This window comes from Pseudomonas sp. 910_23 (assembly GCF_052850795.1).
Genome location: NZ_VXCZ01000023.1, coordinates 42,065 through 61,476, shown reverse-complemented (window position 1 = coordinate 61,476; position 19,412 = coordinate 42,065). Strand labels below are relative to the sequence as shown.

Genomic DNA, 19,412 nt, shown 5'->3' with positions numbered 1-19,412 from the left:
TTCACCGCGTTTTTGGCCGGGTCCCTGGCTAAAAGCAGTAATGACCAGGATCGTTGAATTGACGTGAGTTGGGTCCGGGCCTGTATTGGGGCTCAACGAGTTTGGCAGGGTTCAGGAGGGCCAGGCCGAACGTCCTTAAGAGTGCAAAGACTTATGGCAAAGCGTGACTATTACGAAGTATTGGGTGTGGAGCGCGGGGCCAGCGAGGCGGACCTGAAGAAGGCCTACCGTCGCTTGGCGATGAAGCACCACCCCGACCGTAATCCGGATAACAAAGAATCCGAAGAGATGTTCAAAGAGGCCAATGAGGCCTACGAATGCCTGTGTGATCCCAATAAGCGTGCGGCCTATGACCAGTACGGTCATGCCGGCGTCGACCCGAGCATGGGTGGCGGCGGCGCCGGTTTCGGCGGTCAGAACTTCTCCGATATTTTCGGCGACGTGTTCAGCGATTTCTTCGGCGGTGGCCGTGGCGGTCAACGTGGCGGCGCGCAGCGTGGCAGTGACTTGCGCTACACGCTGGAGTTGAATCTGGAAGAAGCCGTGCGCGGTACCAGCGTCAATATTCGCGTGCCGACGCTGGTTAACTGCAAGCCGTGCGACGGTTCGGGTGCCAAGAAAGGCTCCTCGCCGATCACGTGCCCGACCTGTGGTGGTATTGGTCAGGTGCGCATGCAGCAGGGCTTCTTCTCGGTGCAGCAAACCTGCCCGCGTTGCCATGGCCAGGGCAAGATCATTTCCGATCCGTGCGATTCCTGCCACGGTGAAGGTCGTGTTGAAGAGTACAAGACCCTCTCGGTGAAAGTGCCGGCGGGTGTGGATACCGGCGATCGTATTCGCCTGTCGGGCGAAGGCGAGGCGGGTACCCAGGGCGGTCCGACTGGCGACCTGTACGTGGTGATCAATGTGCGTGAGCACTCGATCTTCCAGCGCGATGGCAAACACCTGTTCTGCGAAGTGCCGATCAGCTTTGTCGATGCGGCCTTGGGCGGTGAGTTGGAGATTCCGACCCTTGATGGTCGAGTCAAGCTCAAGATTCCCGAGGGGACACAGACTGGCAAGCAGTTCCGCATCCGTGGCAAAGGCGTTGCGCCAGTGCGCGGTGGCGGTGCGGGCGACCTGATGTGTCGTGTGGCGGTGGAAACCCCGGTCAACCTGGGCCGTCGTCAGCGCGAACTGCTCGAAGAGTTCCGCAGCTCGCTGGAAGGCGATGACTCCCATTCGCCGAAAACCACTGGCTTCTTCGATGGCGTGAAACGCTTCTTCGGCGACCTGTAAGGACGTGAATATGCGACGTATAGCCGTAATGGGCGCTGCCGGGCGCATGGGCAAGACGCTGGTCGAGGCGGTGCAGCAACGCTCGCCGGCCTCCGGGCTGACGGCGGCGATTGTTCGCCCGGGCAGCACGTTGATCGGTGCGGATGCCGGTGAGTTGGCGTCGTTGGGCCGCATCGGTGTCTCGTTGACGGGCAGCCTTGAGCAGGTGGCTGACGAGTTTGACGTGCTCATCGATTTCACCTTGCCTGACGTGATGCTGAAAAACCTGGCCTTCTGCCGCAAGGCAGGCAAGGCCATGGTGATCGGCACGACTGGCTTGAGTGTTGAGCAGAAGCAGTTGCTGGTGGAGGCGGGCAAGGATATTCCGATCGTCTTTGCTGCCAACTTCAGCGTTGGCGTGAACCTGTCGCTGAAATTGTTGGACCTGGCAGCGCGTGTGCTGGGTGACGAAGCCGATATCGAGATTATCGAGACTCATCACCGCCACAAGATCGATGCGCCGTCGGGCACTGCGTTGCGCATGGGTGAAGCTATCGCTGATGCGCTGGGCCGTGATCTATCGAAAGTGGCGGTATACGGGCGTGAAGGCCATACCGGTGAGCGCGCGCGCGACACCATCGGCTTTGCAACCGTGCGCGGTGGTGATGTGGTTGGCGATCACACGGTGCTGTTCGCCACCGAAGGCGAGCGCCTGGAGATCACGCACAAGGCTTCAAGCCGCATGACGTTCGCCAAGGGTGCAGTGCGAGCTGCGCTCTGGTTGGAAGGCCGCGAGCCGGGCCTGTATGACATGCGCGACGTGTTGGATCTGCACTAATCAGTAGCTTAAATGGGGCCTCGGGATTATCCTGAGGCCCCGTTTTTACCCGCTAAGCGACGTCCTGTCGCATTCTCCTGCCTTTAAGGCTCATTAGCGGTGGACCCAAAAAGCCTTTTTCTGTAAGCTACAGCTTTAGTGTGTCCACTAAAAGCGCGCAGAATAATTCGATGAAGAAGCGGGGTGACGTGTCCATACGTCACTCCGCTTTTTTACAACCTGCGATCGCCCTTTCAGGCTTTATTTACGGGAGGTCTTCTTGACTAAGCCAGCCATACTCGCCCTTGCTGATGGCAGCATTTTTCGCGGCGAAGCCATTGGAGCCGACGGTCAAACCGTTGGAGAGGTGGTGTTCAACACCGCCATGACCGGCTATCAGGAAATCCTTACCGATCCTTCCTACGCCCAACAGATCGTCACCCTGACCTATCCGCACATCGGCAACACCGGTACTACACCGGAAGATGTCGAGTCTGATCGTGTCTGGTCGGCCGGTCTGGTGATTCGTGACCTGCCACTGGTTGCGAGCAACTGGCGTAACACGATGTCGCTGTCCGATTACCTGAAAGCCAACAATGTTGTGGCGATCGCCGGTATCGATACGCGCCGCCTCACGCGCATCCTGCGTGAAAAAGGCTCGCAGAATGGCTGCATCATGGTCGGTGACAATATTTCCGACGAGGCGGCGATTGCCGCAGCACAAGGCTTCCCTGGCCTGAAAGGCATGGACCTGGCGAAAGTCGTCAGCGTCAAAGAGAAGTACGAGTGGCGTTCCACTGTGTGGGATCTGAAGACCGACAGCCACGCGACTATCGGGGCTGCCGATCTGCCTTACCACGTGGTCGCCTATGACTACGGCGTCAAGTACAACATCCTGCGCATGTTGGTCGAGCGTGGCTGCCGCGTGACCGTGGTGCCCGCGCAAACGCCTGCCAGCGATGTGCTCGCGATGCAGCCGGACGGCGTGTTCCTGTCCAACGGCCCGGGTGACCCCGAGCCATGCGACTACGCTATCCAGGCCATCAAGGACGTGCTGGAAACCGACATTCCGGTGTTCGGTATCTGCCTTGGCCACCAGCTGCTGGCTTTGGCCTCCGGCGCCAAGACCCTGAAAATGGGCCACGGCCACCACGGTGCCAACCACCCGGTACAAGACCTGGACACCGGCGTTGTGATGATCACCAGCCAGAACCACGGTTTTGCGGTGGATGAAGCCAGCTTGCCGAGTAATGTGCGCGCCATTCACAAGTCGCTGTTCGACGGTTCCCTGCAGGGCATCGAACGCACCGACAAGAGCGCGTTCAGCTTCCAGGGCCACCCTGAAGCCAGCCCGGGCCCGAACGACGTAGCGCCGCTGTTCGACCGTTTCATCAATGAGATGGCCAAGCGACGCTGACTGAATGCTCTGCGGGCGGCCCCGAACCACGGTGGCCCCCGCAGGCTCTTCAAGGATTGTTCTAGACGGCTTGCCGACTGACCTGCGGATTTGAGTGACAAACCCATGCCAAAACGTACAGACATAAAAAGCATCCTGATTCTCGGCGCTGGCCCGATCGTGATCGGCCAGGCCTGCGAATTCGACTACTCCGGCGCCCAGGCCTGTAAGGCCCTGCGTGAGGAGGGCTACCGCGTCATCCTGGTGAACTCCAACCCGGCCACCATCATGACCGACCCGGCCATGGCCGACGCGACGTACATCGAGCCGATCAAATGGCAGACCGTTGCCAAGATCATCGAGAAAGAGCGTCCGGACGCGCTGCTGCCAACCATGGGCGGCCAGACTGCATTGAACTGCGCCCTGGACCTGGAGCGCGAAGGCGTCCTGGAAAAGTTCGGCGTAGAGATGATCGGCGCCAATGCCGACACCATCGACAAGGCTGAAGACCGTTCGCGTTTCGACAAGGCCATGAAGTCCATCGGCCTGGCGTGCCCGCGTTCCGGTATCGCCCACAGCATGGAAGAAGCCAATGCGGTCCTTGAGACCCTGGGCTTCCCGTGCATTATCCGTCCGTCCTTCACCATGGGCGGCACCGGTGGCGGCATTGCCTACAACCGTGAAGAGTTCGAAGAAATCTGCGCGCGTGGCCTGGACCTGTCGCCGACCAAAGAGCTGCTGATCGACGAATCGCTGATCGGTTGGAAAGAATACGAGATGGAGGTGGTCCGCGATAAAACGGACAACTGCATCATCGTCTGCTCCATCGAAAACTTCGATCCGATGGGCGTGCACACCGGTGACTCGATCACCGTAGCTCCGGCGCAGACCCTGACCGACAAGGAATACCAGATCCTGCGTAACGCCTCCCTGGCGGTACTGCGCGAGATCGGCGTTGAAACCGGCGGTTCCAACGTTCAGTTCGGTATCTGCCCGGACACCGGCCGCATGGTCGTGATCGAGATGAACCCACGTGTATCGCGTTCTTCGGCGCTGGCCTCGAAAGCTACCGGCTTCCCGATTGCGCGTATCGCTGCCAAGCTGGCTATCGGCTACACCTTGGACGAACTGCAAAACGAAATCACCGGCGGCGCTATGCCGGCGTCTTTCGAGCCGTCTATCGACTACGTTGTGACCAAGCTGCCACGCTTTGCCTTCGAGAAGTTCGCCAAGGCTGATGCGCGCCTGACCACCCAGATGAAGTCGGTCGGCGAAGTCATGGCGATCGGCCGCACGTTCCAGGAATCCCTGCAGAAAGCCCTGCGCGGCCTGGAAGTCGGTGTTTGCGGCCTGGACGAGAAGCTCGACCTGAGCAATCCGGAAAGCATGAGCATCCTCAAGCGCGAGCTGACCGTGCCGGGTGCCGAGCGTATCTGGTACGTGGCTGACGCCTTCCGTGCCGGCCTGAGCGTCGAAGATATCTTCGGCATGAACATGATCGATCCGTGGTTCCTGGTGCAGATCGAAGATCTGATCAAGGAAGAAGAGAAGGTCAAGACTCTGGGCCTGTCGTCTATCGACCGCGACCTGATGTTCCGCCTCAAGCGCAAAGGCTTCTCCGACCAGCGCCTGGCCAAGCTGCTGGGTGTGACCGAGAAGAACCTGCGTACTCATCGCCACAAGTTGGATATCTTTCCGGTCTACAAGCGCGTTGACACCTGCGCCGCAGAGTTCGCCACCGACACTGCCTACATGTACTCCACCTATGAGGAAGAGTGCGAAGCCGCGCCGTCGGATCGCGACAAGATCATCATCCTGGGCGGCGGTCCGAACCGTATCGGCCAGGGCATCGAGTTCGACTACTGCTGCGTACACGCCGCCCTCGCCCTGCGCGAAGACGGGTACGAGACCATCATGGTCAACTGCAACCCGGAAACCGTGTCCACCGACTACGACACTTCCGACCGTCTGTACTTCGAGCCGGTAACGCTGGAAGACGTATTGGAAATCTGCCGCGTCGAGAAGCCTAAGGGCGTGATCGTCCAATACGGCGGCCAGACCCCGCTGAAGCTGGCGCGTGCCCTGGAAGCTGCCGGCGTGCCGATCATCGGTACCAGCCCGGACGCTATCGACCGTGCCGAAGACCGTGAGCGCTTCCAGCAGATGGTTGAGCGCCTGAACCTGCGTCAGCCGCCAAACGCTACCGTGCGCAGCGAAGACGAAGCCATCCGTGCAGCCAGCAAGATCGGCTACCCGCTGGTGGTGCGCCCGTCCTACGTACTGGGCGGTCGCGCGATGGAAATCGTCTACGAAGAAGACGAACTCAAGCGCTACCTGCGTGATGCGGTGAAAGTGTCCAACGACAGCCCGGTGCTGCTGGACCACTTCCTCAACTGCGCCATCGAAATGGACGTGGATGCGGTATGCGACGGTACTGACGTAGTGATCGGCGCGATCATGCAGCACATCGAGCAGGCCGGCGTTCACTCCGGTGACTCCGCGTGCTCGCTGCCGCCGTACTCGCTGCCGGCGCACATCCAGGACGAGATGCGCGAACAGGTCAAGAAAATGGCCCTGGAACTGGGTGTGGTCGGCCTGATGAACGTTCAGTTGGCGCTGCAAGGCGAAGACATCTACGTCATTGAAGTCAACCCGCGTGCCTCGCGTACCGTGCCGTTTGTATCCAAGTGCATCGGTGTGTCCCTGGCCATGATCGCTGCCCGTGTGATGGCCGGTAAGACCTTGAAGGAAATCGGCTTTACCAAGGAAATCATTCCCAACTTCTACAGCGTGAAAGAGGCGGTGTTCCCATTCGCCAAATTCCCTGGTGTGGACCCGATCCTGGGCCCAGAGATGAAGTCCACCGGTGAAGTGATGGGCGTGGGCGATACCTTCGGTGAAGCGTTCGCCAAGGCCCAGATGGGTGCCAGCGAAGTGTTGCCGACCGGCGGTACTGCGTTTATCAGTGTGCGTGATGACGACAAGCCACTGGTTGCGGGCGTGGCCCGTGATCTGATCAACTTGGGCTTTGAAGTTGTCGCGACTGCCGGGACCGCCAAGCTGATCGAGGCTGCGGGCTTGAAAGTACGTCGCGTGAACAAGGTGACGGAAGGCCGTCCGCATGTGGTCGACATGATCAAGAATGACGAAGTCACGCTGATCATCAACACCACCGAAGGTCGTCAGTCGATCGCGGATTCCTACTCCATTCGTCGTAATGCCTTGCAGCACAAGATCTACTGCACCACCACCATTGCTGCTGGCGAAGCTATCTGCGAAGCGCTCAAGTTCGGTCCGGAAAAGACCGTGCGTCGCTTGCAGGATCTACACGCAGGATTGAAGGCATGATCAAATACCCAATGACCGTCCAGGGCGCCAAGGCCCTGGAAGAGGAACACGCCCATCTGACCAAGGTCGTACGTCCGAAGCTGAGCCAGGACATCGGTACGGCCCGCGAGCTGGGTGACTTGAAGGAAAACGCCGAATACCACGCTGCTCGCGAGCAGCAGGGTATGGTCGAGGCGAGGATTCGTGATATCGAGGGCCGTATGCAGAATGCGGTGATTATTGATGTCACGACCATCCCGCATACCGGCAAGGTGATTTTCGGTACGACCGTGGAAATCGCCAACGTCGAGACTGACGAAAGCGTGACTTACCAGATCGTGGGTGAGGATGAGGCTGATTTCAAGCAAGGCAAGATCTCTGTCGGCTCGCCGATCGCTCGCGCCTTGATTGCCAAGGAAGAGGGTGACGTCGTTGCCGTGAAAACGCCGAGCGGCGTCATTGAGTACGAGATTGTCGAAGTCCGCCACATCTGAAAGACGGCGCCCGCTACGTGCGGGCGCCATGCTTTGGCAGCTCTCTCAGATGCTTTGGGTGGGCGGCCTGTGGCTGTTGCATATGGGTGTATTACCGGTGCTGGGCCTTATTGGTCTGGCACCGTTGCTGATCGATGAGATCGACAAATTGCTGAGCGCGCTGCTGGTGGGTTTTGCGGCGGCGTGTGTGTTGCTCCAGGCGTTAGTGCTGGTCAAGGCTGAGGGCTTTGAGAGTTTATGGCGGGACATTCGCGGGCAACTGCTGTTGATGTCGCTGTATGCGTGCGCGATGTTTTGCGTGGTGTATATTTGGCTGCCGCAAGCGTTGCGCTGGCAGTTATTCAGCTATCTTGTGCTAGGGTTTTCCGGTTTGGTGCTGGTCATGCAGCCGGCGCCGGGGTGGAGTGGCAGGGCGCGCGAAGCACGCCCGTGACCCTTTTCATCATTTGAAGCGATGAACGTTCGACAGTTGCTTGTTGACGCTGAAGTTCTTGCGATACAGCAGCGCCATCTTGCCGATGACCTGAACCAGGTCCGCTTTGCCCACCTTGCACAGTTCTGCAACGGCGGCCAAACGCGCTTCGCGATCAAGGATATTGACCTTGATCTTGATCAGTTCGTGATCGTTCAGTGCGCGTTCAAATTCGGCTAAAACACCTTCAGTCAACCCGTTGTCTGCCACAATCAGAACTGGTTTCAGATGGTGGCCAATGGATTTGTACTGTTTCTTCTGCTCTTGAGTGAGCGGCATAATCTGACCCCTGCGTCTGATCTTGTAAAAAGCGGCGGCCAGTTTACCCGAGCGAGTCCGGGACCGCCCAGTTAATCACGACCCGTTTTATTTTTCGAGGTGGCCCGTGGCCCGTTCCAAAACCAGCCTTAAGTGGCTACAAGAACATTTCAATGATCCTTACGTCAAAAAGGCGCAAAAGGACGGCTACCGTTCCCGGGCCAGCTACAAGCTGCTGGAGATCCAGGACAAGGATAAACTGATCCGTCCGGGCATGAGCGTTATCGATCTCGGCGCGGCCCCCGGTGGCTGGTCCCAGGTGACCAGTCGTCTGATTGGTGGGCAAGGCCGATTGATCGCTTCCGACATCCTCGAGATGGACAGCATCCCGGACGTGACCTTTGTTCACGGCGACTTTACCGAAGACAAGGTATTGGCCGAGATCCTGGAGGCTGTGGGAAATTCGCAGGTAGACCTTGTGATTTCCGACATGGCCCCCAATATGAGTGGATTACCGGCTGTTGATATGCCGCGTGCCATGTTCCTGTGTGAGCTGGCGCTGGATTTGGCAGGTCGGGTGTTGCGTCCGGGTGGCGATTTCCTGGTGAAGGTCTTCCAGGGCGAAGGTTTCGACGAGTACCACAAGAACATTCGCAAGTTGTTCGACAAGGTGCAGACCCGTAAACCGGACTCTTCCCGTGACCGGTCCAGGGAGCAGTATCTGCTGTGCCGTGGCTACCGCGGTGTTGAAGGCGCAGCGAGCGAAGAGCGTTTTTGAGAAATTCGAGGAGGGCGATAGGTTTTTTTATATCGCTTTCGTCACGAAGCTTTACGAATATTGTGTAGTCAAAGTTTCACAAAGGGTTACAGACGGCGCCTGCCAGAGTTGTAGGTAATGTAGTAAGTTAGGCCGGTGAATATCATGCGAAGCGCGCGCCAGTAGCGGAGCTTGCTTCAGAGGGTAGTTAATTGAACGATATGGCAAAGAATCTGATCCTGTGGTTGATCATCGCGGCTGTCCTGGTGACGGTGATGAACAACTTCTCCAGCCCTAACGAGCCGCAGACCCTCAACTATTCCGACTTCATCCAGCAAGTTAAGGATGGCAAGGTCGAGCGCGTAGCGGTTGATGGCTACGTGATTACCGGTAAGCGCAACGACGGCGACAGCTTCAAGACCATTCGTCCGGCAATCCAGGACAACGGTCTGATCGGTGACCTGGTGGATAACCACGTGGTTGTCGAAGGCAAGCAGCCTGAACAGCAAAGCATCTGGACTCAGCTCCTGGTGGCAAGCTTCCCGATCCTGGTGATTATCGCCGTGTTCATGTTCTTCATGCGCCAGATGCAAGGTGGTGCGGGAGGCAAGGGCGGGCCGATGAGCTTTGGCAAGAGCAAGGCACGTCTGCTCTCCGAGGACCAGGTCAAGACTACCTTGGCTGACGTTGCAGGTTGCGACGAAGCCAAGGAAGAAGTGGGTGAGTTGGTCGAGTTCCTGCGTGATCCGGGCAAGTTCCAGCGCCTGGGTGGTCGTATTCCTCGCGGCGTGTTGATGGTAGGTCCGCCAGGTACCGGTAAAACCTTGCTGGCCAAGGCGATTGCCGGCGAAGCCAAGGTGCCTTTCTTCACTATTTCCGGTTCTGACTTCGTCGAGATGTTCGTCGGTGTGGGCGCCAGCCGTGTTCGCGATATGTTCGAACAGGCCAAGAAGCATGCGCCGTGCATCATCTTCATCGATGAGATCGATGCCGTTGGTCGCCATCGTGGCGCTGGCATGGGTGGTGGTCATGATGAACGTGAGCAGACCCTCAACCAGTTGCTGGTAGAGATGGATGGTTTCGAGATGAATGACGGCATTATCGTCATCGCCGCGACCAACCGTCCGGACGTACTGGACCCGGCGTTGCTGCGCCCGGGCCGTTTCGACCGTCAGGTCGTGGTTGGCCTGCCGGATATCCGCGGTCGTGAACAGATTTTGAAAGTACACATGCGCAAGGTGCCAATGGGTGACGACGTGGCTCCGGCTGTGATTGCTCGTGGTACGCCTGGCTTCTCCGGTGCCGACCTGGCCAACCTGGTCAACGAGGCTTCGTTGTTTGCTGCCCGTACCGGCAAGCGCATTGTTGAAATGAAAGAGTTCGAATTGGCAAAAGACAAGATCATGATGGGCGCTGAACGCAAATCCATGGTCATGTCCGAGAAAGAGAAGCAGAACACGGCTTATCACGAAGCCGGTCACGCCATTGTTGGTCGCGTTGTGCCTGAGCATGACCCGGTCTACAAGGTGTCGATCATTCCTCGTGGCCGTGCGCTGGGTGTGACGATGTTCCTGCCGGAAGAGGATCGCTACAGCCTCTCCAAGCGTGCATTGATCAGCCAGATCTGTTCGCTGTATGGCGGGCGGATTGCCGAGGAGATGACCCTGGGCTTCGATGGCGTCACCACAGGTGCTTCCAATGACATCATGCGTGCCAGCCAGATTGCACGAAACATGGTGACCAAGTGGGGCTTGTCGGAAAAACTCGGTCCTTTGATGTATGCAGAGGAAGAGGGTGAGGTGTTCCTCGGTCGTGGTGGTGGCGGTCAAAGTGCCAGCTTCTCCGGTGAGACTGCCAAGCTGATCGACTCCGAAGTTCGCAGCATCATTGACCAGTGTTATGGCACGGCCAAGCAGATCCTCACCGATAACCGCGACAAGCTTGATGCCATGGCTGATGCGCTGATGAAGTACGAGACCATTGATGCCGATCAGATCGACGACATCATGGCTGGTCGTACACCGCGTGAGCCTCGCGATTGGGAAGGTGGTTCAGGTACTTCGGGTACCCCACCCGTCGTTCAGAACGAACGCCCTGAGACCCCGATCGGCGGCCCGGCAGCTGACCACTAAGGTTTGAAATGACTTCTGCTTTGTCCTCTACCCGGTTGCCTTGCGGCAACCGGGTTCTTGATTTGGCCCATACGCATGTCATGGGTATTCTCAATGTAACTCCTGATTCCTTTTCCGATGGTGGCCGTTTCAGCCAGCTGGATGCCGCGTTGCGTCATGCCGAGGCGATGGTGGCTGCCGGCGCGACCTTGATTGATGTGGGCGGCGAGTCCACTCGGCCTGGGGCTCGTGTGGTAACCCCGTTGGAAGAGCTTGAGCGGGTAGCGCCCATTGTCGAGCGTATCGCCCGTGAGCTGGATGTGATCATTTCTGTGGACACTTCAACTCCCGCGGTAATGCGTGAAACCGCGCGTCTGGGGGCGGGGCTCATCAATGATGTGCGTTCGTTGCGGCGTGACGGTGCTCTCGATGCAGCTGCAGCGACCGGCCTGCCGGTGTGCCTGATGCACATGCTGGGTGAGCCCGGTAACATGCAGGACAGTCCTCACTACGACAACCTGGTCGGTGAGGTCACTGGGTTCCTGGCAGACAGGATCGCTCAGTGTGTCGAGGTGGGCATCGCGTGCGAGAAGATCATCCTTGACCCGGGGTTTGGCTTCGCCAAGACCCTGCAACATAATTTAAGCCTGTTCAAGCATATGGAGGCGCTGCATGCCCTTGGTCGGCCGCTGCTGGTCGGTGTGTCGCGCAAGAGCATGATAGGGCTGGCCTTGAATCGCCCGGTGGGTGAGCGCTTGTACGGCGGCCTCGCCCTTGCAGCGCTTGCCGTGACCAAGGGCGCTCGTATTTTGCGTGTGCATGATGTCGCCGAGACGGTGGATGTGGTGCGCATGATTGCCGCTGTAGAATCAGCCGAATAAGAATGATGGAGCACTTATGACTAAAAAATACTTTGGCACCGACGGCATCCGTGGTCGGGTTGGCGAGTTTCCGATTACCCCTGATTTCATGCTCAAGTTGGGTTGGGCGGCAGGCATGGCGTTCCGCAGCATGGGGGCGTGCCGGATCCTGGTTGGCAAGGACACCCGTATTTCGGGTTATATGTTTGAATCCGCGCTTGAGGCAGGCTTATCTGCTGCCGGCGCCGACGTAATGCTGTTGGGGCCCATGCCGACGCCAGCGATCGCTTACCTGACGCGTACCTTTCACGCTGAAGCCGGTATTGTGATCAGTGCGTCGCACAACCCGCATGACGACAATGGCATCAAGTTCTTCTCGGGGCAGGGCACCAAGTTGCCTGACGAGATCGAGTTGATGATCGAAGAGCTGCTGGATGCGCCGATGACGGTGGTCGAATCCAGCAAGCTGGGCAAGGTGTCGCGTATCAATGATGCGTCCGGCCGTTATATCGAATTCTGCAAAAGCAGCGTGCCGAGCAGTACCAATTTTGCCGGTCTGAAGATCGTTGTCGATTGCGCCCATGGTGCGACCTACAAGGTAGCGCCGAGTGTTTTCAAGGAGCTGGGAGCGCAGGTCACTGTACTATCGGCTCAGCCTAACGGCTTGAACATCAACGACAACTGCGGCTCCACGCATATGGAGCAACTGCAGGCGGCGGTTCTGGCCGAACATGCGGACCTGGGTATCGCGTTCGATGGCGACGGCGATCGTGTGCTGATGGTGGATCACACCGGCATGATTGTGGATGGTGATGATTTGCTGTTCATCATTGCCCGTGATCTGCATGAGCGTAACAAGCTGCAGGGCGGCGTCGTGGGTACCCTCATGAGCAACCTGGGGCTTGAGTTGGCATTGGCGGAGTTGGGTATTCCGTTTATCCGCGCCAATGTCGGCGACCGTTATGTGATCGCCGAGCTTCTGGAGCGTAACTGGCTGATAGGCGGCGAGAACTCGGGACACGTCGTATGCTTCCAGCATACGACTACGGGCGACGCCATCATCGCTGCGCTGCAGGTGCTTCTGGCCTTGCGTCGTCGTGACGAGAGCCTGGCGCAGGCGCGTCAGGCCCTGCGCAAGTGTCCGCAGGTGCTGCTCAATGTGCGTTTTGCCGGTGGTGAAAATCCGATCGAGCACCCTGCCGTCAAAGAGGCTTGTGAGCGTGTTACCCAGGCAATGGCTGGGCGTGGGCGTGTGTTGTTGCGCAAGTCGGGCACTGAGCCTCTGGTGCGTGTCATGGTCGAAGGCGAGGACGAAACCCAGGTTCGCGGCCATGCCGAAGACCTGGCAAAACTGGTAACTGAAGTTTGCGCCTGAATTCGGCTTGCCAGTGATGGTGTGGTTGGGTAACATCTGCGCCCACTTTGACCGACGGGGTACAGCATGCGTCGCACTATGGTAGCTGGTAACTGGAAGATGCACGGTACCCGCGCCAGTGTCGCTGAGCTGATCAATGGCCTTCGTCACTTGGCCTTGCCTAGCGGTGTTGATGTCGCGGTTTTCCCACCTTGCTTGCATATCAACCAAGTGGTTGATGGCTTGAAGGGCAAGTCGATCCAGGTCGGCGCGCAGAATTCTGCGGTGGAGCCCATGCAAGGCGCATTGACCGGTGAGATTTCGCCGAGTCAGTTGGTTGATGCGGGTTGTGCCTATGTACTCGTTGGGCACTCCGAGCGCCGTCAGATGATGGGCGAGCGGGATGCGACGCTCAATCGCAAGTTCGCCGCGGCACAGGCTTGTGGCTTGGTTCCGGTGTTGTGCATAGGGGAGACCCTTGAGCAGCGCGAATCGGGGAAGACTCTTGAGGTTGTCTCGCGTCAGCTGGGCAGCATCATCGAGGAGCTGGGTGTTGGTGCGTTTGCAAAGGCGGTTATTGCTTACGAGCCGGTCTGGGCCATTGGCACCGGACTGACTGCTACACCGCAACAGGCGCAGGATGTGCACGCAGCCATCCGCGCGCAGTTGGCGGCAGAGAATTCTGAAGTCGCGCAAGGTGTGCGGCTTCTATACGGCGGCAGCGTGAAGGCGGCCAATGCGGTCGAACTGTTCGGCATGCCGGATATCGATGGGGGGCTCATTGGTGGAGCTTCCCTGAATGCAGATGAGTTCGGTGCGATCTGTCGCGCCGCGGGAAACTGAAAAAATGCTGGAAACAGTCGTAGTCGTTTTTCATCTGTTGGCTGCCCTGAGCGTAGTTGCTCTGGTTTTGTTGCAACAGGGTAAAGGTGCGGATGCTGGTGCGTCTTTCGGTGCAGGTGCTTCAAATACTGTGTTCGGAAGCCAAGGTTCCTCTACCTTTCTTAGTAAGTTTACTGCTATACTTGCCGCAGGTTTCTTCATAACCAGCTTAGGGTTAGGTTACTTTGCTAAAGAGAAAGCTCATGTGCTGACTCAGGTAGGTTTGCCAAACCCAGCAGTGTTGGAAGTTCCAAAAGCAAAACCGGCTTCTGATGATGTCCCGGTGCTTCAAGAGCAAAAGTCGGCTACTCCAGCGACTGACGTACCTCCAGCTCAAGAGCAGAAGTAAGAAGGGTTGTAAGCGCTGTATTGCCGAGGTGGTGGAATTGGTAGACACGCAACCTTGAGGTGGTTGTGCCCATAGGGTGTAGGGGTTCGAGTCCCCTTCTCGGTACCAATTATCAGGAGAGCCCGCTGTTGCGGGCTTTCTTGTAGGTGGAAGGTTACATTGACCCTGTAAGGGATCGGTCGTATACTTCCGCCCCAGCTTTGTCGCGGGGTGGAGCAGTCTGGTAGCTCGTCGGGCTCATAACCCGAAGGTCGTCGGTTCAAATCCGGCCCCCGCAACCAGTTTTAGCGGAGCCCCTTTTAAGGGGCTTTTTGTTAGCTGGACACTTTCAACGCCGCTGTTCGACGGCGTTTCAAGGATGGGCGTTTCGCCCATTTTTTTATTTTGCACAGCATGCACATACATGCACGAGGGGGTTCAGGTGTCGAGCAAGCTAGAAGAGTTGCAGGCCTTGCTGGCCCCGGTGGTCGTGGCCCTAGGCTATGAATGCTGGGGTATTGAGTTTTCGGCTCAAGGTCGCCACTCAATGTTGCGCGTTTATATCGATAAAGAGGGCGGCGTGCTGGTGGACGATTGTGCCATTGTCAGCCGTCAGATCAGCGGTGTGCTGGATGTTGAAGATCCGATTTCCGTTGAGTACACCCTTGAAGTTTCCTCGCCAGGCATGGAGCGCCCACTGTTCACTATTGATCAGTTTGCAAAATTTGCCGGTGAACAAGTGAAGATCAAGCTGCGTTCGCCCTTCGAAGGGCGACGCAACTTTCAGGGCCTTCTGCGCGGTGTAGAAGAACAGGATGTCGTGGTGCAGGTAGAAGACCATGAGTTCCTGTTGCCGATCGATATGATCGACAAGGCCAACATTATTCCCAGTTTTGACTGAGACGCGGATCCCGCGGATCCAATGGCTTGCGAAAGGCGAGGCGTACGATGAGCAAAGAAGTACTGCTGGTTGTTGAGTCGGTATCCAATGAAAAGGGCGTACCGGCAAACGTGATTTTTGAAGCGCTGGAGCTGGCCCTGGCCACTGCTACCAAAAAGCGTTTTGAAGACGAAGTTGATCTGCGTGTGGAAATCAACCGCCACACCGGTGCCTATGAGACTTTCCGTCGCTGGACGGTCGTCGAAGAAGCCGATCTTGATGATCCGGCCATCGAAACCTGGCCGAGCAAGGTTGCGCAAACGCACCCGGGCGCCCAGGTCGGTGATGTCGTCGAAGAAAAGATCGAATCGATCGAATTCGGCCGTATTGCTGCACAGACCGCCAAGCAGGTCATCGTGCAGAAGGTTCGTGAAGCCGAGCGCGCTCAAGTCGTTGACGCTTATCGCGAGCGCCTGGGTGAAATCATCTCCGGCACCGTGAAAAAAGTTACCCGCGACAATGTGATCGTCGACCTGGGCAACAACGCCGAAGCGTTGCTGGCCCGCGAAGACATCATCTCTCGCGAAACCTTCCGTGTCGGCGTGCGTCTGCGTGCGCTGCTCAAGGAAATCCGCACCGAGAACCGCGGTCCTCAGCTGATCCTGTCGCGTACCGCGCCGGAAATGCTGATCGAGCTGTTCCGCATCGAAGTGCCGGAAATTGCCGAAGGTCTGATCGAAGTCATGGCTGCGTCCCGCGATCCGGGTTCGCGTGCCAAGATCGCGGTTCGCTCCAAGGACAAACGCATCGACCCGCAAGGCGCTTGCATCGGTATGCGCGGTTCGCGCGTCCAGGCAGTGTCGGGCGAATTGGGCGGTGAGCGTGTGGATATCGTCCTGTGGGACGATAACCCGGCGCAGTTCGTGATCAACGCCATGTCGCCGGCTGAAGTGGCGGCAATTATCGTTGACGAAGATGCCCATGCAATGGACATCGCCGTTGGCGCAGACAATCTGGCTCAGGCCATTGGTCGTGGTGGTCAGAACGTGCGTCTGGCCAGCCAACTGACCGGCTGGACCCTGAACGTGATGACCGAATCGGACATCCAGGCTAAGCAGCAAGCTGAAACCGGTGACATCCTGCGCAACTTCATCGAAGAGTTGGAAGTCGATGAAGACCTGGCACAGGTACTGGTAGATGAAGGCTTCACCAGCCTGGAAGAGATTGCCTACGTACCGTTGGAAGAAATGCTCAACATCGACGGCTTTGACGAAGACACCGTCAACGAGCTTCGCGCTCGGGCCAAGGATCGTTTGTTGACTAAAGCCATCGCTACTGAGGAAAAGCTGGCAGACGCCCATCCGGCCGAAGACCTGCTCTCGCTTGAGGGTATGGACAAGGATTTGGCGATGGAACTGGCGGTGCGCGGCGTAATTACCCGCGAAGACCTGGCCGAGCAGTCTATTGACGATCTGCTCGACATCGACGGCATTGACGAAGATCGTGCCGGCAAGTTGATCATGGCCGCCCGAGCCCATTGGTTCGAGTAATTAGGCGCGGCCTGAGGAGAGAAGTGCATGACGCAAGTCACGGTGAAACAACTGGCCGATGAGGTCAAAACACCGGTAGAGCGCCTGTTGCAGCAGATGCGTGAGGCAGGTCTGCCGCACACCGCCGCCGATGAAGGTGTGAGCGATAGTGAGAAGCAGTCTTTGCTGACTCACTTGAAGAGCAGCCACAAGGCGAAAGTGGAAGAACCGCGCAAGATTACATTGCAGCGCAAAACCACCAGCACCCTGCGTGTTGCGGGTAGCAAGAGCATCAGCGTAGAAGTACGCAAGAAGAAAGTCTTCGTACAGCGCAGCCCGGAAGAAATCGAAGCCGAGCGCAAACGCGAGCTGGATGAACGTCGCGCAGTAGAAAATGCTGCTCGCCAGAAGGCTGAAGAAGAAGCCAAGCGTCGCGCCGAAGAAGAAGCGCGTCGCCAGCCTGCTGCTGCGCAACCTGCCAACACTGAAGCGGTTGCCGCTCCTGTTGAAGCTGTGCGTGAGGCCGCCCCGGTTGCTGCTGCGCCTGCTCCTGCAGCTGACGCCCGCAAGCGCGACGAACCTCGTCGTCCGGACAAACCACGTGCCGACGATAACAATCGTCGCGGTGGTGGTGGCGATGGCGAGCGCAAAAACGCTCCGCATCGTGCCTCGGTCAAAGAGAAAGCGCCTGCTCCACGCGTTGCCCCACGTACTACCGACGAAGAAAGCGATGGCTTCCGTCGCGGTGGTCGCGGCAAGGCCAAGCTGAAAAAACGCAACGCCCACGGTTTCCAGAGCCCAACCGGCCCTGTCGTGCGTGAAGTGAAGATCGGCGAGACCATCACTGTGGGCGATCTGGCCCAGCAGATGTCGGTCAAGGCTGCTGAAATCATCAAGTTCATGTTCAAGCTGGGCACCCCGGCCACCATCAACCAGGTACTGGATCAGGAAACTGCCCAGTTGGTTGCTGAAGAGCTGGGCCACAAAGTGACCCTGGTCAGCGACACCGCCCTGGAAGATTCCCTGGCCGAGTCCCTGAAGTTTGAAGGCGAGGCAGTTTCCCGTGCACCGGTTGTGACCGTAATGGGCCACGTTGACCACGGTAAAACTTCCCTGCTCGACTACATCCGTCGTGCCAAGGTTGCCGCAGGCGAAGCCGGTGGTATTACCCAGCACATCGGTGCATACCACGTTGAAACCGAACGCGGCATGGTCACCTTCCTCGACACTCCAGGTCACGCCGCGTTTACCGCGATGCGTGCCCGTGGTGCCAAGGCGACCGACATCGTGATCCTGGTGGTTGCAGCGGACGACGGCGTAATGCCGCAGACCATTGAAGCTGTCCAGCACGCCAAGGCTGCCGGTGTTCCTCTGGTTGTAGCCGTGAACAAAATCGACAAGCCCGGCGCCGATCTCGATCGCATCCGTAGCGAACTGTCGGTTCACGGCGTGACATCCGAGGAATGGGGTGGCGAGACGCCATTCGTATCGGTCTCGGCGAAAATGGGTACCGGCGTTGACGAACTGCTCGAAGCGGTCCTGTTGCAAGCTGAAGTCCTGGAATTGACCGCTACGCCTTCGGCTCCTGGCCGTGGTGTAGTGGTTGAATCGCGCCTCGACAAGGGCCGTGGCCCGGTCGCGACCGTGCTGGTTCAAGACGGTACCCTGCGCCAAGGCGACATGGTGCTGGTCGGTTCGAACTACGGCCGTGTACGTGCCATGCTCGACGAGAACGGCAAGCCAATCAAGGAAGCAGGTCCTGCTATCCCGGTCGAGATCCTCGGCCTGGACGGTACGCCGGACGCTGGCGACGAGATGAGCGTAGTTGCCGACGAGAAGAAAGCCCGTGAAGTGGCTCTGTTCCGTCAAGGCAAGTTCCGCGAAGTCAAGCTGGCCCGTGCTCACGCCGGCAAGCTGGAAAACATCTTCGAGAACATGGGCCAGGAAGAGAAGAAGACGCTTAACATCGTCCTCAAATCCGACGTCCGTGGTTCCCTCGAAGCGTTGAACGGCGCCTTGAACGGCCTGGGTAACGACGAAGTGCAAGTGCGTGTTGTCGGTGGCGGTGTCGGTGGTATCACCGAGTCCGACGCCAACCTGGCACTGGCTTCCAACGCTGTACTGTTCGGCTTCAACGTGCGTGCCGATGCTGGCGCTCGCAAGATCGTCGAGCAGGAAGGTCTGGACATGCGTTACTACAACGTCATCTACGACATCATCGAAGACGTCAAGAAAGCCCTTACCGGTATGCTTGGCAGCGATGTCCGGGAGAACATCCTGGGTATCGCCGAGGTGCGTGACGTGTTCCGCTCGCCGAAATTCGGCGCGATCGCCGGTTGCATGGTTGTCGAAGGTACCGTGTACCGTAACCGTCCGATCCGTGTACTGCGTGAAGACATCGTTATCTTCGAAGGCGAGCTGGAATCCCTGCGCCGCTTCAAGGATGACGCTGCCGAAGTACGTGCCGGCATGGAATGCGGTATCGGCGTCAAGAGCTACAACGACGTCAAGGTTGGCGACAAGATCGAAGTCTTCGAGAAGGTTCAGGTTGCTCGCAGCCTCTAACTCGCGCACTTCAGGAGCCACACAGCGTGTGGGCATGTACTTGCCCCGCGCCGTGTCCGGACTCTAAACGCAACGCCCGGTCTGGCTTTTGTCAGGCCGGGCGTTTGCCGCTTTCAGACCCCACG

General features: G+C 58.2%; 16 protein-coding genes and 2 tRNA genes. 17 read left to right on the top strand and 1 reads right to left on the bottom strand.

Going from position 1 to position 19,412, the window contains the following annotated elements:
• The first annotated feature begins 153 nt into the window (after positions 1–153).
• From dnaJ to FW800_RS23815, 6 genes are all read left to right on the top strand, one after another.
• Positions 154–1,278, top strand: a complete 1,125-nt coding sequence (gene dnaJ, locus FW800_RS23840; RefSeq protein WP_005791501.1) for a molecular chaperone DnaJ — start codon at positions 154–156, stop codon at positions 1,276–1,278.
• A 10-nt stretch (positions 1,279–1,288) separates the two neighbouring features.
• Positions 1,289–2,095 (top strand): 4-hydroxy-tetrahydrodipicolinate reductase, encoded by an 807-nt coding sequence (gene dapB / locus FW800_RS23835; protein WP_446438574.1) that lies wholly within the window; start codon positions 1,289–1,291, stop codon positions 2,093–2,095.
• Positions 2,096–2,354: 259 nt separating this feature from the next.
• The gene (gene carA, locus FW800_RS23830; RefSeq protein ID WP_446438573.1) at positions 2,355–3,491 is read left to right on the top strand and encodes a glutamine-hydrolyzing carbamoyl-phosphate synthase small subunit; all 1,137 of its coding nucleotides are present in this window, start codon (positions 2,355–2,357) and stop codon (positions 3,489–3,491) included.
• A 105-nt stretch (positions 3,492–3,596) separates the two neighbouring features.
• Complete coding sequence (carB, locus tag FW800_RS23825; protein WP_446438572.1) at positions 3,597–6,818, top strand: carbamoyl-phosphate synthase large subunit; 3,222 nt, start codon at positions 3,597–3,599, stop codon at positions 6,816–6,818.
• Positions 6,815–7,291 carry a transcription elongation factor GreA gene (gene greA, locus FW800_RS23820; RefSeq protein ID WP_005791494.1) on the top strand — a complete coding sequence of 159 codons (477 nt, stop codon included), beginning with the start codon at positions 6,815–6,817 and terminating at the stop codon, positions 7,289–7,291. Before carB ends, greA begins: the two co-directional genes overlap by 4 nt.
• Before the next feature lie 28 nt (positions 7,292–7,319).
• Positions 7,320–7,724, top strand: a complete 405-nt coding sequence (locus FW800_RS23815) for a hypothetical protein (RefSeq protein ID WP_005791492.1) — start codon at positions 7,320–7,322, stop codon at positions 7,722–7,724.
• 9 nt (positions 7,725–7,733) lie between these two features.
• Here the strand turns inward: FW800_RS23815 and FW800_RS23810 are convergent, their stop codons facing one another.
• On the bottom strand, positions 7,734–8,042 hold the full coding sequence (locus FW800_RS23810; protein ID WP_003176146.1) for a YhbY family RNA-binding protein: 309 nt from the start codon (positions 8,040–8,042) through the stop codon (positions 7,734–7,736).
• Positions 8,043–8,148: 106 nt separating this feature from the next.
• Here FW800_RS23810 and rlmE point away from each other — a divergent pair, with 106 nt between their 5' ends.
• From rlmE to infB, 11 genes are all read left to right on the top strand, one after another.
• Positions 8,149–8,799 (top strand): 23S rRNA (uridine(2552)-2'-O)-methyltransferase RlmE, encoded by a 651-nt coding sequence (gene rlmE, locus FW800_RS23805; protein ID WP_003194199.1) that lies wholly within the window; start codon positions 8,149–8,151, stop codon positions 8,797–8,799.
• A gap of 200 nt (positions 8,800–8,999) precedes the next feature.
• Positions 9,000–10,910: an ATP-dependent zinc metalloprotease FtsH gene (gene ftsH / locus FW800_RS23800; protein ID WP_032803717.1), complete on the top strand. Its 1,911-nt coding sequence runs from the start codon at positions 9,000–9,002 to the stop codon at positions 10,908–10,910.
• A gap of 8 nt (positions 10,911–10,918) precedes the next feature.
• Positions 10,919–11,770, top strand: coding sequence for a dihydropteroate synthase (folP, locus tag FW800_RS23795; protein ID WP_446438571.1), 852 nt, complete (start codon positions 10,919–10,921; stop codon positions 11,768–11,770).
• A 16-nt stretch (positions 11,771–11,786) separates the two neighbouring features.
• Positions 11,787–13,124, top strand: a complete 1,338-nt coding sequence (gene glmM / locus FW800_RS23790; RefSeq protein ID WP_446438570.1) for a phosphoglucosamine mutase — start codon at positions 11,787–11,789, stop codon at positions 13,122–13,124.
• A gap of 66 nt (positions 13,125–13,190) precedes the next feature.
• Positions 13,191–13,946, top strand: a complete 756-nt coding sequence (gene tpiA / locus FW800_RS23785; RefSeq protein WP_005791483.1) for a triose-phosphate isomerase — start codon at positions 13,191–13,193, stop codon at positions 13,944–13,946.
• A 4-nt stretch (positions 13,947–13,950) separates the two neighbouring features.
• Positions 13,951–14,334, top strand: coding sequence for a preprotein translocase subunit SecG (gene secG, locus FW800_RS23780; RefSeq protein WP_003194191.1), 384 nt, complete (start codon positions 13,951–13,953; stop codon positions 14,332–14,334).
• Between the two features lie 22 nt (positions 14,335–14,356).
• Positions 14,357–14,442: transfer RNA gene (locus FW800_RS23775), tRNA-Leu, on the top strand.
• Positions 14,443–14,538: 96 nt separating this feature from the next.
• Positions 14,539–14,615: transfer RNA gene (locus tag FW800_RS23770), tRNA-Met, on the top strand.
• 140 nt (positions 14,616–14,755) lie between these two features.
• On the top strand, positions 14,756–15,214 hold the full coding sequence (gene rimP, locus FW800_RS23765; protein WP_003235029.1) for a ribosome maturation factor RimP: 459 nt from the start codon (positions 14,756–14,758) through the stop codon (positions 15,212–15,214).
• 47 nt (positions 15,215–15,261) lie between these two features.
• A complete protein-coding gene (gene nusA, locus FW800_RS23760) occupies positions 15,262–16,743 on the top strand; it encodes a transcription termination factor NusA (RefSeq protein WP_005791481.1) in 1,482 nt (493 codons plus the stop codon).
• A gap of 27 nt (positions 16,744–16,770) precedes the next feature.
• Positions 16,771–19,287, top strand: coding sequence for a translation initiation factor IF-2 (gene infB, locus FW800_RS23755; protein WP_005791478.1), 2,517 nt, complete (start codon positions 16,771–16,773; stop codon positions 19,285–19,287).
• Positions 19,288–19,412: the final 125 nt, after the last annotated feature.

What these genes read in the sequence shown, in the direction of transcription:
- glmM (WP_446438570.1), top strand. Translation starts at nt 11,787, where the DNA reads ATGACTAAAAAATACTTTGGCACCGACGGCATCCGTGGTCGGGTTGGC.
- carB (WP_446438572.1), top strand. Translation starts at nt 3,597, where the DNA reads ATGCCAAAACGTACAGACATAAAAAGCATCCTGATTCTCGGCGCTGGC.
- FW800_RS23810 (WP_003176146.1), bottom strand. Translation starts at nt 8,042, where the DNA reads ATGCCGCTCACTCAAGAGCAGAAGAAACAGTACAAATCCATTGGCCAC.
- dapB (WP_446438574.1), top strand. Translation starts at nt 1,289, where the DNA reads ATGCGACGTATAGCCGTAATGGGCGCTGCCGGGCGCATGGGCAAGACG.
- folP (WP_446438571.1), top strand. Translation starts at nt 10,919, where the DNA reads ATGACTTCTGCTTTGTCCTCTACCCGGTTGCCTTGCGGCAACCGGGTT.
- secG (WP_003194191.1), top strand. Translation starts at nt 13,951, where the DNA reads ATGCTGGAAACAGTCGTAGTCGTTTTTCATCTGTTGGCTGCCCTGAGC.
- dnaJ (WP_005791501.1), top strand. Translation starts at nt 154, where the DNA reads ATGGCAAAGCGTGACTATTACGAAGTATTGGGTGTGGAGCGCGGGGCC.
- nusA (WP_005791481.1), top strand. Translation starts at nt 15,262, where the DNA reads ATGAGCAAAGAAGTACTGCTGGTTGTTGAGTCGGTATCCAATGAAAAG.
- ftsH (WP_032803717.1), top strand. Translation starts at nt 9,000, where the DNA reads ATGGCAAAGAATCTGATCCTGTGGTTGATCATCGCGGCTGTCCTGGTG.
- tpiA (WP_005791483.1), top strand. Translation starts at nt 13,191, where the DNA reads ATGCGTCGCACTATGGTAGCTGGTAACTGGAAGATGCACGGTACCCGC.
- greA (WP_005791494.1), top strand. Translation starts at nt 6,815, where the DNA reads ATGATCAAATACCCAATGACCGTCCAGGGCGCCAAGGCCCTGGAAGAG.
- infB (WP_005791478.1), top strand. Translation starts at nt 16,771, where the DNA reads ATGACGCAAGTCACGGTGAAACAACTGGCCGATGAGGTCAAAACACCG.
- FW800_RS23815 (WP_005791492.1), top strand. Translation starts at nt 7,320, where the DNA reads ATGCTTTGGCAGCTCTCTCAGATGCTTTGGGTGGGCGGCCTGTGGCTG.